Annotated in this window: 12 protein-coding genes; 10 read left to right on the top strand and 2 right to left on the bottom strand. The window is 65.2% G+C overall.

Going from position 1 to position 14206, the window contains the following annotated elements; translation table 11 throughout:
• Positions 1-152: 152 nt before the first annotated feature.
• Positions 153-2246 (bottom strand): 3-hydroxyacyl-CoA dehydrogenase NAD-binding domain-containing protein, encoded by a 2094-nt coding sequence (locus tag QQL87_RS26870; protein WP_284418314.1) that lies wholly within the window; start codon positions 2244-2246, stop codon positions 153-155.
• A 227-nt stretch (positions 2247-2473) separates the two neighbouring features.
• On the opposite strand from QQL87_RS26870, the gene QQL87_RS26865 reads away from it, so the two are divergent.
• The 9 genes from QQL87_RS26865 (at position 2474) to QQL87_RS26825 (ending at position 12444) form a co-directional block, all read left to right on the top strand.
• On the top strand, positions 2474-3358 hold the full coding sequence (locus QQL87_RS26865; protein ID WP_284418315.1) for an IclR family transcriptional regulator: 885 nt from the start codon (positions 2474-2476) through the stop codon (positions 3356-3358).
• A gap of 66 nt (positions 3359-3424) precedes the next feature.
• Positions 3425-4222 (top strand): ABC transporter ATP-binding protein, encoded by a 798-nt coding sequence (locus QQL87_RS26860; protein WP_284418316.1) that lies wholly within the window; start codon positions 3425-3427, stop codon positions 4220-4222.
• Positions 4219-4932 (top strand): ABC transporter ATP-binding protein, encoded by a 714-nt coding sequence (locus QQL87_RS26855; RefSeq protein ID WP_284418317.1) that lies wholly within the window; start codon positions 4219-4221, stop codon positions 4930-4932. Before QQL87_RS26860 ends, QQL87_RS26855 begins: the two co-directional genes overlap by 4 nt.
• 13 nt (positions 4933-4945) lie before the next feature.
• The gene (locus QQL87_RS26850) at positions 4946-5824 is read left to right on the top strand and encodes a branched-chain amino acid ABC transporter permease (RefSeq protein WP_284418318.1); all 879 of its coding nucleotides are present in this window, start codon (positions 4946-4948) and stop codon (positions 5822-5824) included.
• A gap of 2 nt (positions 5825-5826) precedes the next feature.
• Entirely contained in the window at positions 5827-6843 is a 1017-nt protein-coding gene (locus tag QQL87_RS26845) for a branched-chain amino acid ABC transporter permease (RefSeq protein WP_284418319.1), read from the top strand.
• Positions 6844-6855: 12 nt separating this feature from the next.
• Positions 6856-8079, top strand: coding sequence for an ABC transporter substrate-binding protein (locus QQL87_RS26840; protein ID WP_284418320.1), 1224 nt, complete (start codon positions 6856-6858; stop codon positions 8077-8079).
• Between the two features lie 355 nt (positions 8080-8434).
• Positions 8435-9658: an ABC transporter substrate-binding protein gene (locus QQL87_RS26835; protein ID WP_284418321.1), complete on the top strand. Its 1224-nt coding sequence runs from the start codon at positions 8435-8437 to the stop codon at positions 9656-9658.
• A gap of 253 nt (positions 9659-9911) precedes the next feature.
• Entirely contained in the window at positions 9912-11135 is a 1224-nt protein-coding gene (locus QQL87_RS26830; RefSeq protein ID WP_284418322.1) for an ABC transporter substrate-binding protein, read from the top strand.
• A gap of 28 nt (positions 11136-11163) precedes the next feature.
• The gene (locus tag QQL87_RS26825; RefSeq protein ID WP_284418324.1) at positions 11164-12444 is read left to right on the top strand and encodes a glycerate kinase type-2 family protein; all 1281 of its coding nucleotides are present in this window, start codon (positions 11164-11166) and stop codon (positions 12442-12444) included.
• Positions 12445-12462: 18 nt separating this feature from the next.
• Here QQL87_RS26825 and QQL87_RS26820 read toward each other — a convergent pair whose 3' ends face one another.
• The gene (locus tag QQL87_RS26820; protein WP_284418325.1) at positions 12463-12969 is read right to left on the bottom strand and encodes a MarR family winged helix-turn-helix transcriptional regulator; all 507 of its coding nucleotides are present in this window, start codon (positions 12967-12969) and stop codon (positions 12463-12465) included.
• 196 nt (positions 12970-13165) lie between these two features.
• Here QQL87_RS26820 and QQL87_RS26815 point away from each other — a divergent pair, with 196 nt between their 5' ends.
• Positions 13166-14206, top strand: coding sequence for a branched-chain amino acid ABC transporter permease (locus QQL87_RS26815; RefSeq protein ID WP_284418326.1), 1041 nt, complete (start codon positions 13166-13168; stop codon positions 14204-14206).

Genomic DNA, 14206 nt, shown 5'->3' with positions numbered 1-14206 from the left:
GGGGGGGGGGGGGGGGGGGGGCGGCCCCCCCGCCCCAGGCGAGACCGCCGCTGTGGACCCCCACCCCCGACCCCTCCCCGCTGTCGACAATCGCTGCGCGATTGCGGCGTGGGGGAGGGGGGCGCAGCTGTGCGCGGAGCAAGAGCGAGGCCTCAAGCGGCCTTCCCCTGGGCGAGCGACGCGAACGTCTTGCCCTCATCGGCCAGCTTCTTGAGCAGCGGCGCGGGCTCCAGCGAGGGATCGTTGGTCTCCTTGGCGTAGAACGCCAGCCGCTCGGCGATGTGCTTCAGACCGACGCTGTCAGCCCAGTACATCGGGCCGCCGCGATAGATCGGCCAGCCATAGCCGTACAGCCAGACGACGTCGATGTCCGACGGGCGCGCGGCAATGCCCTCGGCCAGGATCTTCGCGCCCTCGTTGATCATCGGATACATCATGCGCTCGAGGATCTCCTCGTCGCTGACGGCGCGGCGCTTGAGGCCGAGCTTGGCCAGCGTCTCGTCGATCAGCTTCTCGACGTCCGGATCCGGCAGTGCCGCGCGCGAGCCGGCCTCATATTTGTAGTAGCCCTTGCCGGTCTTCTGGCCGAAGCGGCCGGCTTCGCACAGCGCGTCCGCGATCTCGCTCTTGATGCCGCGGTCCTTGCGCGAACGCCAGCCGATGTCGAGGCCGGCCAGATCGCCCATCGCGAACGGGCCCATCGGCATGCCGAACTTGGTGACCACGGCGTCGACCTGCTGCGGCAGCGCGCCTTCGAACAGCAGCTTCTCGGCCTGCTTGCCGCGCTGCGCCAGCATGCGATTGCCGACGAAGCCGTCGCAGACGCCGACCACCGCCGGCACCTTGGCGATCTTGCGCGCGATCGACACCGCGGTGACGAGCGCGTCCGGCGCGGTCTTGTCGGCACGCACGATCTCGCACAGCTTCATGACGTTGGCCGGCGAGAAGAAGTGCATGCCGAGCACGTCCTGCGGACGCGTGGTGTGCTTGGCGATCTCGTCGATGTTCAGGTACGACGTATTCGATGCCAGCACCGCGCCCGGCTTGGCGTATTGATCGAGCTTGCCGAACACTTCCTTCTTCACCGCCATTGTCTCGAACACGGCCTCGATCACGAGGTCGGCATCGCCGACATTCTCCAGCCCGACGACGCCGTTGATCAGCGCCATGCGCTTGGCCGGCGCATCGGCCGGGATGCCGCCGCGCGCCGCAGTCGCTTCCCAGTTCTTCTGCATGATGCCGAGGCCGCGCTTGAGCTGCTCCTCGGCGGTCTCGATCAAGGTGACGGGAATACCGGCATTGGCGAACGACATCGCGATGCCGCCGCCCATGGTGCCGGCGCCGATGATGGCGACGCGCTCGACCTTGCGGCCCTTGGTGCTATCGGGCACGCCGGCGATCTTGGCGGCCTCGCGCTCGGCGAAGAACGCGTAGCGCTGCGCCTTCGACTGGTCGCTGGTCAGCAGCTTGAGGAAGCCTTCGCGCTCCTTCTTCAGGCCTTCGTCGAACGGCAGGTCGATCGCATAGCCGACCGCGTCGGCGGCTGCGAACGGCGCCTCGAGCCCGCGCGACTTCTTGGTGACCGCCGCGACCGCATTGGTGAAGATCGAACGATCGGCCTTGGCGGCAGCAATCTTCGAATCATCGTCGCGCAGCTTGCGCAGCGGACGGTTCTCCGCCACCACCTTGCGCGCAAACGCTTCGCCGCCCGAGGCCGGCCCCTCGACGATCTCCTCGATCAGGCCCGACTTGAGCGCCTCGGCAGCGCTGATCGGATCGCCGACGACGATCATCTTGACCGCGAGCTCCGGACCGACCGCGCGCGGCAGGCGCTGCGTTCCACCGGCGCCCGGCAGCAGGCCGAGCTTCACCTCGGGCAGGCCGAGCTTGGCGTCCTTGGTGGCGACACGATAATGACAGGCCAGCGCCACTTCGAGGCCGCCGCCGAGCGCCGTGCCGTGAATGGCTGCAATGACCGGCTTGGGGCTGCTCTCGATCTCGCTCAGCACGTCGTTGAGGGCCGGCGGCTTCGGCGGCTTGCCGAACTCGGTGATGTCGGCGCCGGCGATGAAGGTGCGCCCGCCGCAGGTCAGCACAATCGCCTTGATCTCGGGATCGGCGATCGCCGCCTTGACGTTGTCCAGGATACCGCCGCGCACTGCGGCACTCAGCGCATTGACGGGCGGACTGTCGAGGGTGACGATGCCGATGATGTCATGACGATCAAGCTTTGCCACTTCGCTCACGCTAAGCTCCTTGGGATGTCGTTTCTTGAGATGTCGTTTCTTGGCAGCCGGTTAACGCGCCGGCCAATTGTTGGCTCTTCATTTGCGCAGAGTATCAGCCCTGCTTGCGTCTACCCGCTACGGAACATCAATTCCGCAGTGCGAAATCTAATTCCACATCTTGACAGCAAGGGTTATTTTGAAGCACGAGCGTTGTCAACGAGGCTCATCAATCAACAGCCGATGACATGAAACGCCCAGGGAAGAAACCCGCGACCGATCGCAACTTCGTGGTTGCGCTGTCACGCGGCCTCGAGGTGCTCAGGGCCTTCAGGCCCAATGACGGCCTGTTGGGCAACCAGGAGATCGCGGCCCGCACCAATCTGCCGAAGCCCACCGTGTCGCGCCTGACCTACACGCTGACCAAGCTCGGCTACCTCACGCCCGTTCCCCGTTTCGAAAAATATCAGCTGGCGCCGTCCGCCCTGCTGCTCGGCTACGCCGCGCTCGCCAATCTCGGCGTACGCCAGCTGTCCGAGCCGTTCCGCGAGCAGCTGATGCGCGAGACCGGCGGCGCGGTGGCGCTCGGCGGGCGCGACCGGCTCAGCATGATCTACATCGGACAGAGCCGCCACGGCGTCGTCAACGTCCAGCTCGACGTCGGATCACGGATCCCGATCGCCACCACGGCGATGGGGCGGGCGTATATCTGGGCGCTGCCCGAAGAGGAGCGCGCCGGCCTCATGCGCGAGCTGCGCGAGCATTACGGCAGCCGCTGGGCGAAGATTCGCGACGGCATCGAGCGCGCCGGCGAGACCGTCGCCAAATACGGCTTCACGATTTCGGCCGGCGAATGGCAGGACGACGTTCACGCCGTCGGCGTCGCGCTGAGGCTCAACGATGGGACGGGTCCCTACGCGATCAATTGCGGCGCGCCCGCATTCCGCTTCACGGAAGAGCGGCTGCGCACCGACATTGGACCTCGTCTCGTCGCGATGGTAAGGAACATCGAAGCGGCCCTGGGGGGACTTGTGCCGCAAACTAATCAAACAAGCACCCCATCCAACAAAGAACTCAATAAGAAGCCGAAGCCAGGAGGAAAAGTTGCCCGTGTTGCCGAGGGTATCAGATAGCCTGCATCGTGGCGGCCGGCTGGCGCCGCGTCCTCACCTGAGCGTGTTCGGGAGGGGCGAGACGAGATGACGCAGGCACAACTCGCCCAGACCAGCGCCCCGCTGCTCGCGGTCCGCGACGTCAGCGTCGTGTTCGGCGGCATCGTGGCGCTCAACGGCGTGTCGTTCGACATGCAGCAGGGCCAGATCCTCGGTCTCATCGGCCCCAATGGCGCCGGCAAGACCACGCTGTTCAACTGCCTCAGCCGGCTCTACCAGCCGAGCGCCGGCGACATCCTGATGGAGGGCCGCAGCATCCTGACGCGGCCGCCGCACCGCATCGCCGAGATCGGCATCGGCCGCACCTTCCAGAACGTCGCGCTGTTCCCCAATCTCTCCGTGCTCGACAATGTGCGCGTCGGCACCCACGCGCGGACGTCGAGCGACATCATCTCGGATTCGCTGCGGCTGGCCTGGATCCGGCGCAGCGAAAACTCCGTCAACACCAAGGTCCACGAGATTCTCGCCTACCTCGATCTCGAGGACGTCGCGCACAAGACCGTGTCCGGGCTGCCGTTCGGCACCCAGAAGCGCGTCGAGCTGGCGCGCGCGCTGGCCGCCGATCCGAAGATCCTGCTGCTCGACGAGCCGGCCGGCGGCCTCAACCACGAGGAAGTCCATGTGCTCGGCGACCTGATCCGCCGCATCCGCGACGATCGCCACGTCACCGTGCTGCTGGTCGAGCATCACATGGGCCTGGTGATGTCGATCGCCGACCACGTCGTGGCGCTGAATTTCGGCCGCAAGCTCGCCGAGGGCACGCCCGCCCAGGTGCAGGCCGATCCCGACGTCATCAAGGCCTATCTCGGGAGCAAGGATCAATGACCGCGCTTCTGAACGTCAAGGACCTGCGCGCCTATTACGGCCAGGTCCAGGCCCTGCACGGCCTCTCCTTCTCGCTCAACGAGGGCTCGCTGACGACCCTGCTCGGCGCCAACGGCGCCGGCAAGACCACGACCTTGCGCGCGATCTGCAACATGGTGCGCTCGACCGGCGCGATCGAGTTCGAGGGCAAGCCGCTCAACAACAGATCGACCGAGAGCATCGTCCGCTTCGGCATCGCCCACGTGCCGCAGGGCCGCGGCACCTTCACCAACATGACGGTGGAGGAAAACCTGCAGCTCGGCGCCATCACGCGCAGCGACAAGCCGGGCATCGTCGCCGACATCGAGCGGATGTACTCCTACTTCCCGAAGCTCAAGGAGCGCCACACCCAGCAGGCCGGCACGCTCTCGGGCGGCGAGCAGCAGATGCTGGCGGTGGCGCGGGCCCTGATGCTGCGTCCGCGTCTGATGCTGCTGGACGAGCCGTCGTTCGGCCTTGCGCCGCTGATCGTCCGCGACCTCTTTGGAATCCTCGGCAAGATCAATCGCGAGGAGAAGGTGTCGATCCTCGTCGTCGAGCAGAACGCGCAGCTCGCGCTGGAGCTCGCCGATCGGGCCTATGTGATCGAGACCGGCCGGATCGTGATGTCGGGTGCGGCCGCGGACATCGCGAACGACGAGAACGTCCGTAAATCCTATCTGGGCTACTAACGGAGGCGGGACAATGGAACTCTTCACCAACCAGGTCCTGGCCGGCATTGCCACGGGCGCGATCTACGCATGCATGGCGCTCGCCGTCGTCATGATCTACCAGGCCATCGACCATCTCAATTTCGCGCAAGGCGAGATGGCGATGTTCTCGACCTTCATCTCCTGGCAGCTGATGCAATGGGGCCTGCCCTATTGGGTCGCCTTCGTGGTGACGCTGGCCTTCTCCTTCGCCGGCGGCATCCTGATCGAGCGCGTGCTGTTCAAGCCGCTGACCAAGGCGCCGATCCTGACCCAGGTCGCCGGCTTCATCGCGCTGTTCTCGATCATCAACTCCTGCGCCGGCCTGATCTGGGACTTCACGATCAAGCAGTATCCGACGCCGTTCGGCTCCTCGCCGTTCCTGGGCAGCCAGCTGATCTCGACGCACCAGGCCGGCATGATCGGGATCACCGTCCTGCTTCTGATCGGCCTGTACTTCTTCTTCCAGTATACGCGGGTCGGCCTCGCGATGCGCGCGGCGGCGGCCGTGCCGGAATCGGCGCGGCTGGTCGGCATCAACACCTCCTGGATGATCGCGCTCGGCTGGGGCATGGCGGCCGCCATCGGTTCGATCGCCGGCATGCTGATCGCCCCGGTGGTGTTCCTGGAGCCCAACATGATGGGCGGCGTGCTGATCTACGGCTTCGCCGCGGCGGTGCTCGGCGGCCTCACCAGCCCGTTCGGCGCGGTGCTCGGCGGCTTCCTGGTCGGCGTCTTCGAGAACCTCGCCGGAACCTACATTCCGCACGTGGGCAATGAGATGAAGCTGCCGATCGCGCTGGCGCTGATCATCTCCGTCCTGGTCATCAAGCCCGCCGGCCTGTTCGGCCGCAACATCGTGAAGCGAGTCTGATCATGAGCGCAATCGAGGAAATCGCATCCCAGGCGCCCGCGGTCGACGCCGTTCCGAAGCGGGCCATGACCCTGAGCTCCGGCACCACCTTCGTCGTCGTGCTGCTGCTCCTGGTCGTGCCGCTGTTCGTCAAGAACTTCATCATCTTCCAGATGACGATGCTGCTGATCTACGGCCTCGCCGTGCTGGCGCTGAACATCCTGACCGGAGGTTCCGGCCAGTTCTCGCTCGGCAACAGCGCCTTCTACGCCGTGGGCGCCTACACGTCGGCAATTCTGATGGAGCAGTACAACGTCAACTACGCGCTGACGCTGCCGGTCGCCGGCGTGATCTGCTTCGGCTTCGGCTTCCTGTTCGGCCAGCCGGCGCTGCGTCTGTCGGGCGTCTACCTGGCGCTGGCGACCTTCGCGCTCGCCACCGCGATGCCGCAGATCCTCAAGCTCGGCTTCTTCGAGCATTGGACCGGCGGCGTGCAGGGCCTGGTCGTGACCAAGCCCGACGCGCCGTTCGGCCTGCCGATGTCGCAGGACATGTGGCTGTATTACTTCACCCTGGCGATCACGATCGCGATCTACATCTTCTCCGTCAACCTGCTGCGCTCGCGCTCAGGCCGCGCCTTCATGGCGATTCGCGACAACGAGATCGCGGCCTCCGCCATGGGCATCGACGTCGCGACCTACAAGACGCTGGCGTTCGGCGTCAGCGCCGGGATCACCGGCGTTGCCGGCGGCCTCGGCGCCATCGCGGTGCAGTTCGTGGCGCCCGACAGCTACACGATCGTGCTGGCGATCTCGCTGTTCCTCGGCATGGTCGTGGGCGGCGTCGGCTGGCTGCCCGGCTCGTTCGTCGGCGCGGCCTTCATCATCTTCGTTCCCAATATCGCCGAAGGCATTTCGAAAGGCCTGTCCGGCGCGGTGTTCGGCGTGCTGCTGTTCCTCGTCATCTTCCTCGTGCCGCACGGCGCGCGGCAGGTGGCCATGGTGGCCCAGCAGCTGCTCGGCAAACTCAGAAAGAACTAAGGAGGAATTCTCTTGCAGGTCGTTCAACACCTACGGATCGCCGCGCTCGCGACGGCGGTCGTCGCCCTCACGTCGGGCGGCGCGCTCGCCCAGAAGAAATACGATACCGGCGCATCGGACACCGAGATCAAGATCGGCAACATCATGCCCTATAGCGGACCTGCGTCCGCCTACGGCGTGATCGGCAAGACCGAGGAAGCCTATTTCAAGAAGATCAACGCCGAGGGCGGCATCAACGGCCGCAAGATCACCTTCGTCAGCTATGACGACGCCTATTCGCCGCCCAAGGCGGTCGAGCAGGTGCGCAAGCTGGTCGAGAGCGACGAGGTGCTGTTCGTCTTCAACCCGCTCGGCACGCCGTCGAACTCGGCGATCCAGAAATATCTCAACGGCAAGAAGATCCCGCAGCTGTTCGTCGCAACCGGCGCCACCAAGTGGAACGATGCGAAGAACTTCCCGTGGACCATGGGCTGGCAGCCGAGCTACCAGAGCGAGGGCCGCATCTACGCGAAGTACCTGCTCAAGGACAAGCCGGGCGCCAAGATCGGCGTGCTGTTCCAGAACGACGATTTCGGCAAGGACTATCTGAAGGGCCTCAAGGACGGCCTCGGCGACAAGGCCGCGTCGATGATCGTCATGGAGGAGAGCTACGAGACCTCCGAGCCTTCGATCGACGGCCATATCGTCAAGCTGAAGGCCTCCGGCGCCGATGTGTTCTTCAGCGTCACGACGCCGAAATTTGCCGCCCAGGCGATCAAGAAGCTTGCCGAGATCGACTGGCATCCGACCCATCTGGTGGTCAACGTGTCGGCCTCGGTCGGCAGCGTCATCAAGCCGGCCGGCTTCGAGAACTCGCAAGGGATTCTCTCGGCCGCCTACGCGAAGGACGCGGCCGACGCGCAGTGGGACAACGATCCCGGCATGAAGAAGTTCTTCGAATTCCTCGCGCAGTACTATCCCGATGCGAACAAGCTCGACAGCTCGGTGGTGTATGGCTACGGCGCAGCGCAGACGGTGGTGAAGGTGCTGCAGATGTGCGGCGACGACCTGACCCGTGCCAACGTCATGAAGCAGGCCGCGAGCCTGAAGGATTTTGCACCCGACACGCTGCTGCCGGGCGTCAAGATCAGCACCTCGGCCACCGATTTCGCCCCGATCGAGCAGCTGCAGATGATGCGGTTCAAGGGTGAGAAGTGGGAGCTGTTCGGCGAGGCGATCAGCGGCGCCATCGAGTAGCTCAGAATTAGAGCCATCGCGCATCGCCGCAGAAGCGGTGCCGATCTTGTCTGGCCCTCCGTGCTGCCTTGCACGGGGGGCTTTTTGTTGGGCCACGCTGTCCGGGCCCGAAGGTGAGCAAGCACCGCCCTGCTGATCTCAAGCTGTTCTTGCAGAGCACGCACGCTCCAAGATTGCGCCGCCTTCTCGCAGTTGCACATCAGGCAGCACCGCCGGTGCCGTCCGCGAAAACACGGACCGTGCCGTGATGTCGCAGCCGCGCCGCATCGCCTCTGCTATAGTTCCCATCCCAACGAGAGCTTCGATCAGCGAAGCCGGGACACGTCATCCAAAACCAACACGGGAGAAACGCACCATGATGATCACGCGAAGGGCAGCCCTCGCCACGGCCGCCGCCATCGTCCTCGCCGCGAGCAGCGCAATCGCCGCCGACAAGAAGTACGACACCGGCGCGTCCGATACCGAAATCAAGATCGGCAACATCATGCCCTATAGCGGGCCGGCCTCGGCCTACGGCATCATCGGCAAGACGGAGGCGGCCTACTTCAAGAAGATCAATGCCGAGGGCGGCATCAACGGCCGCAAGATCAACTTCATCTCCTATGACGACGCCTATTCGCCGCCGAAAGCCGTCGAGCAGGCCCGCAAGCTGGTCGAGAGCGACGAAGTGCTGCTGATCTTCAACTCGCTCGGCACGCCGTCGAACACGGCCATTCAGAAATACATGAACGCGAAGAAGGTGCCGCAGCTGTTCGTCGCGACCGGCGCCACCAAGTGGAACGACCCCTCCAACTTCGCGTGGACCATGGGCTGGCAGCCGAGCTACCAGGCGGAGTCGCGGATCTATGCCAAGTATCTCCTTAAGGAGAAGCCGGACGCCAAGATCGCGGTGCTCTATCAGAACGACGACTACGGCAAGGACTATCTGAAAGGCCTGAAGGACGGACTCGGCGCCAAGGCGGCGAGCATGATCGTCATGGAGGAGAGCTACGAGACCACCGAGCCGACGATCGACAGCCACATCGTCAAGCTGAAATCGACCGGCGCCGACGTGTTCATGAACATCACGACGCCGAAATTCGCCGCCCAGGCGATCAAGAAGGTCAAGGAGGTCGATTGGAAGGCGCTGCATCTGCTCAACAACGTCTCCGCCTCGGTCGGCAGCGTGCTGCGGCCGGCCGGTTATGAGAATTCCCAGGACATCATCTCGGCCGCCTACCTCAAGGACGTCTCCGACCCGCAATGGAAGGACGATGCCGGGATGAAGCAGTTCCTCGAGTTCATGACCAAGGATTTCCCGGAGGGCGACAAGCTCGATAACGGCACCGTCGTCGGCTACGGCGTGGCGCAGACCCTGGTCCAGGTCCTGAAGCAGTGCGGCGACGATCTCTCTCGCGAGAACGTCATGAAGCAGGCGGCGAGCCTGCGCAACTTCCGCACCGAGATGCTGCTGCCGGGCATCACGATCAACACCTCGGCGACCGACTTCGCGCCCGTGAGCCAGCTGCAGCTGATGCGCTTCAAGGGCGAGAAGTGGGAACTGTTTGGCGACGTGATCTCGGCCGACGTCGGCGGCTGACGGCTTGACACCCTTCAACATCAACTCCTGCGGCGTCACGCCGCAGGAGTTTGTCGATGAGCGCAGCTCGATCGTCTCTGCCAAGCATTTCTTAAGCTAGGAGTTCGAAGGACAGCGGTCATGCGTCTGCGGCAGTTACTTGCCTCGTGCGGCTGCGCTATGGGGACTCGTTCGGAGTGAAACGAGTCGCCCGTGCTATGGGCGGATCCAACAACAAGGCCAATCTCGAAGGCCCAGAAGGAATCCCACCGCGATGACCACCCCCCTTACCCGCCGCACGGTCTCCAGCCTGCTCGGCCTCGCCCTGGCCAGCGCTGCCGCCGGTAGCGCATATGCCGACAAGAAGTACGACACCGGCGCCAGCGACACCGAGATCAAGATCGGCAATATCGTGCCGTATAGCGGCCCGGCCTCGGCCTATGGCTCGGTCGGCAAGGCGATGACGGCCGTATTCAAGAAGGTCAACGACGAGGGCGGCATCAACGGCCGCAAGATCAACTTCATCTCCTATGACGACGCCTATTCGCCGCCGAAGACCGTCGAGCAGGCGCGCAAGCTGGTCGAGAGCGACGAGGTGCTGTTCCTGTTCGGCGTGCTCGGCACAGCGCCCAACACGGCGATCCAGAAATATCTCAATTCCAAGCGGGTGCCGCAGCTGTTCGTGGCGACCGGCGCGACCAAGTGGAACGAGCCGAAGAGCTTCCCCTGGACCATGGGATGGCTGCCGAGCTACCAGTCCGAGGCGCGCATCTACGCCAAATATCTCACTGCGCAGCAGCCGAGCGGCAAGATCGCGGTGCTCTATCAGAACGACGACATGGGCAAGGACTATCTGAAGGGCCTCAAGGACGGGCTCGGGGACGGGTCCCGCCTGGTGCTGGAAGAGAGCTACGAGATCGCCGAGCCCACGGTCGAATCGCACATCGTCAAGATCAAGTCCGCCAATCCCGACATCGTCGTGCTGTTCACGACGCCGAAATCCGGCGCCCAGGCGATCAAGAAGCTCGGCGAGATGAACTGGAAGCCGCTGACCATCATCTCGAACGTCAGCGCCTCCACCGCGGCCGTGATGCGGCCCGCCGGGGTCGAGAACGCGCAAGGCGTGATCTCGGCCGCCTATGCCAAGGATGCTTCCGACCCGCAATGGGCCAACGACCCGGGTCTCGGCGCATTCAGAGAGCTGCTCGCCAAATATCTGCCGGAAATCAATCCCGTGGATTCGTCGGCGCTGACCGGTTACAACATCGCCACCACGATGGTCGAGGTGCTGAAGCGATGCGGCGACGAATTGACTCGCGCGAATATCATGAAGCAGGCCGCAAGCCTGAAGCAGTTTGCGCAAGGCGGGCTGCTGCCCGGAATCACGCTGACCACGGGGCCCGAGGATTTCCAGCCGATCGAGCAGCTGCAGCTGATGCAGTTCAAGGGCGAGCGCTGGCAGCTGTTCGGCGAGGTCATGAACGGCGAGCTGAAATAGCCTCTGCACGACAGATGGGCGGCGCCGCATGACCAGCCGCCGTCCGCTGTTGCGCGCCATCTTCGACGCCGCGGTCGCCGCGGCGCATCCCGACGTGGTGCTGCCGTCGTTCCTGCCGGCCGCTCCCAAGGGACGAATCATCTGTCTTGCCGCCGGCAAGGGCGCGGCCGCGATGGCGCTCGCCGCGGAGCGCCATTACCTGGACACGCTCGGGTTCGACCCGGCGAAGCTCACCGGCATTGCAACCACCCGTCACGGCCACGGCGTGCCGACCCGCCGCGTCAAGGTGATCGAAGCCGGCCACCCGATGCCGGACGAGGCCGGACTGAAGGCGGCCGACGACACCTTGCAGCTGGCCGCAACGGCCGAGGCCGACGACCTGTTGCTGGTGCTGATCTCCGGCGGCGGCTCCGCCAACTGGGTCGCGCCCGCCCATGGCGTCAGCTTCGCGCAGAAGCAGCAGCTGACCCGGGCGCTGCTGCGCTCGGGTGCGCCGATCGGCGAGATGAACACGGTCAGGAAGCATCTGTCGCGCATCAAGGGCGGCCGGCTGGCGCGGGCGGGGCACAAGGCCGAGATCGTCACGCTCGCCATTTCGGACGTGCCGCATGACGATCCCTCGGCCATCGCATCCGGGCCGACGGTGCCCGATCCGACCACGCTGGCCGACGCGCGTGCGATCGTTGCGAAATACAGGCTCGAGGTCGACCCAGCGATCGCGCGGGCGCTCGACGATAGCGCCAATGAGAGCTGCAAGCCCGGCGATGCCGCCTTCGCCCGCGCCTCGTTTGAGCTGATCGCGCGCCCCGCCAGCTCGCTTGAAGCCGCCGTCGCCAGCGTCAAGGCAGCGGGCTACGACGTGCTCGATCTCGGCGCCGACCTCGAGGGCGAGGCCCGCGAGGTGGCCGCCGATCATGCCAAGCTCGCGCGCGAGGCCCGCGCGCTCGGCCGCCGCATGGCTATCATTTCCGGCGGCGAGCTCACGGTGACCGTGCGCGGCCAGGGCCGCGGCGGACCGAACCAGGAATATGCGCTGGCGCTCGCCGACCTCCTCAAGGACATGGAGGGGGTTGCGGCGCTCGCGGGCGATACCGACGGCGCTGATGGCGGCGGCGGCAGCGCCTCCGATCCGGCCGGTGCGCTGGTCGATGCCGAGGTCATTGCTGCGATGCGAAACCAGAAGCTCGATCCGCAGGCCTATCTCGCCAACAACGACGCCACCGCGTTCTTCGCCGCGACGGGCGGCCTGCTGCAGACCGGACCGACACTGACCAACGTCAACGACGTCCGGGTCATCCTGGTCGATTGAGGGCGCCGGCGGCGCCCTTCAGAACTCCTCTGCGATCTTGGTGAGCATCGCCAGCAGCGCGTCGCGGCCGTCCGGGCCGAGCAGTTCGTTCAGCCGCGCCTCGTGCTTCGACACCACCAGCTTCTTGGCGCGGGCGAGCACGCCCCTGCCCTTCTCGGTCAGCATCAGGATATGGGAGCGTCGGTCATTGGCCGAGCGGACCCGGGTGCAGAGGTCACGGCTCTCCAGGCTGTCCAGCAGCGACACGAAGTTGGGCCGGAGGATGCCCAGCGTATTGGCGATCTCGGTCTGGTTGCGGCCGGGATTGGCGTCGAGCAGCAGCAGCACCGAGAACTGCGCCGGGGTCAGCTGCAGCGGCGCGACGCAGCGCAGGAAATCCTCGAACACCTTGAGCTGCGCCCGTTTCAGCACATAGCCGAGCAGATCCGAGAGCTCGCCGAGCTGGACCGCTTGCGTCTCGTCGACGGCTACGGCAGCTTCCTTGCGGCTGTCCCTCTTGCTGACGGGCTTGGCGCTATCGGCCATCACAATCCGCCAAATTCATCGCACCTGCTTCCATCCCTGTCTCGAATGCCGCAGCCGGGAACAGCGGCCTTGAGATTATAATCGATAATTGTTATCCACCATACCAAACACGGGCAGCCGAATTCAACTGCCCCGACCAGCGGATCGCGCCAGGCGCAGCCCGCCTGCGGTCATCACAGAGGGGGAGCGTCCGGTCTTGAACACCACGATCTTGCTGTTCCTGCTGCAGGACGGCATCACCAACGGCGCGATCTACGCGCTGCTCGGGCTGGCGCTCGTGCTGGTATTTGCCGTCACCCGGGTGATCCTGATCCCGCAGGGCGAATTCGTCACCTACGGCGCCCTCACCTACGCCTCGCTCGCCGCCGGCCGCACGCCGGGGACCGCGAAGCTTGCCGTCGTGATCGGCCTGGTGGCCTTTGCCTTCGACCTCTATGCGATGCGCAAGACGCTGCACATGCCGAAGATCCTTCGCGCCTTCGGCCTCAACGTCGCCTTCCCGGTGGTCGTCATGCTCGCCACGATGTGGGCCGCCGATCAGCGCATGCCGGCCGGCGTCAGCCTCGTACTGTCGCTGCTGATCGTCGCCTCGATCGGCCTGTCGCTGTATCGCATCGTGTTCCAGCCGCTTGCCCACACCTCGGTGCTGGTGCTGCTGATCGCCTCCGTCGGCGTCCATCTGGCGCTGCAGGGCCTTGGACTCTTGTTCTTCGGCGCCGAGGGCCAGCGCGGCCCGACGCTGCTCACGGCCAGCGCGACGCTCGGTTCACTGCGCTTCACCGGCCAGGGCATGGCCGTCTACGGCATCACCGTCGCCTTCATCGTCGGCCTCTGGCTGTTCTTCGGCCTGACGCTGTACGGCAAGGCGCTGCGCGCCACTGCCGTCAACCGGCTCGGCGCGCGCCTCGTCGGCATCCGCACCACGCTGTCCGGCCAGATCGCCTTCCTCCTGGCCTCCACGATCGGCGCGCTCTCCGGCATCCTGATCGTCCCGATCACGACGCTCTATTACGACACCGGCTTCCTGATCGGCCTGAAGGGCTTCATCGCCGCGATCATCGGCGGCCTGATCAGCTATCCGCTGACCGCGGTCGCCGCGCTCGTCGTCGGCATCGTCGAGGCGTTCTCCTCGTTCTACGCCTCGAACTTCAAGGAAGTGATCGTCTTCACGCTGCTGATCCCGGTTCTGCTGCTGCGTTCGCTCGCCGCGCCCGCGGTCGAAGAAGAGAAGGATTGA

The sequence above is a fragment of the Bradyrhizobium sp. SSBR45G genome, from assembly GCF_030159255.1.
In the GTDB taxonomy this organism is placed as follows: Bacteria; Pseudomonadota; Alphaproteobacteria; order Rhizobiales; family Xanthobacteraceae; genus Bradyrhizobium.
Note: the sequence above shows the minus strand (reverse complement) of the source record. Positions and strands in the feature narration are given on the sequence as shown.

Bases quoted from the DNA above. Each gene is read 5' to 3' on its own strand.
- QQL87_RS26845 (WP_284418319.1), top strand. From the start codon at position 5,827: ATGAGCGCAATCGAGGAAATCGCATCCCAGGCGCCCGCGGTCGACGCC.
- QQL87_RS26860 (WP_284418316.1), top strand. From the start codon at position 3,425: ATGACGCAGGCACAACTCGCCCAGACCAGCGCCCCGCTGCTCGCGGTC.
- QQL87_RS26850 (WP_284418318.1), top strand. From the start codon at position 4,946: ATGGAACTCTTCACCAACCAGGTCCTGGCCGGCATTGCCACGGGCGCG.
- QQL87_RS26865 (WP_284418315.1), top strand. From the start codon at position 2,474: ATGAAACGCCCAGGGAAGAAACCCGCGACCGATCGCAACTTCGTGGTT.
- QQL87_RS26820 (WP_284418325.1), bottom strand. From the start codon at position 12,969: ATGGCCGATAGCGCCAAGCCCGTCAGCAAGAGGGACAGCCGCAAGGAA.
- QQL87_RS26835 (WP_284418321.1), top strand. From the start codon at position 8,435: ATGATGATCACGCGAAGGGCAGCCCTCGCCACGGCCGCCGCCATCGTC.
- QQL87_RS26830 (WP_284418322.1), top strand. From the start codon at position 9,912: ATGACCACCCCCCTTACCCGCCGCACGGTCTCCAGCCTGCTCGGCCTC.
- QQL87_RS26825 (WP_284418324.1), top strand. From the start codon at position 11,164: ATGACCAGCCGCCGTCCGCTGTTGCGCGCCATCTTCGACGCCGCGGTC.
- QQL87_RS26855 (WP_284418317.1), top strand. From the start codon at position 4,219: ATGACCGCGCTTCTGAACGTCAAGGACCTGCGCGCCTATTACGGCCAG.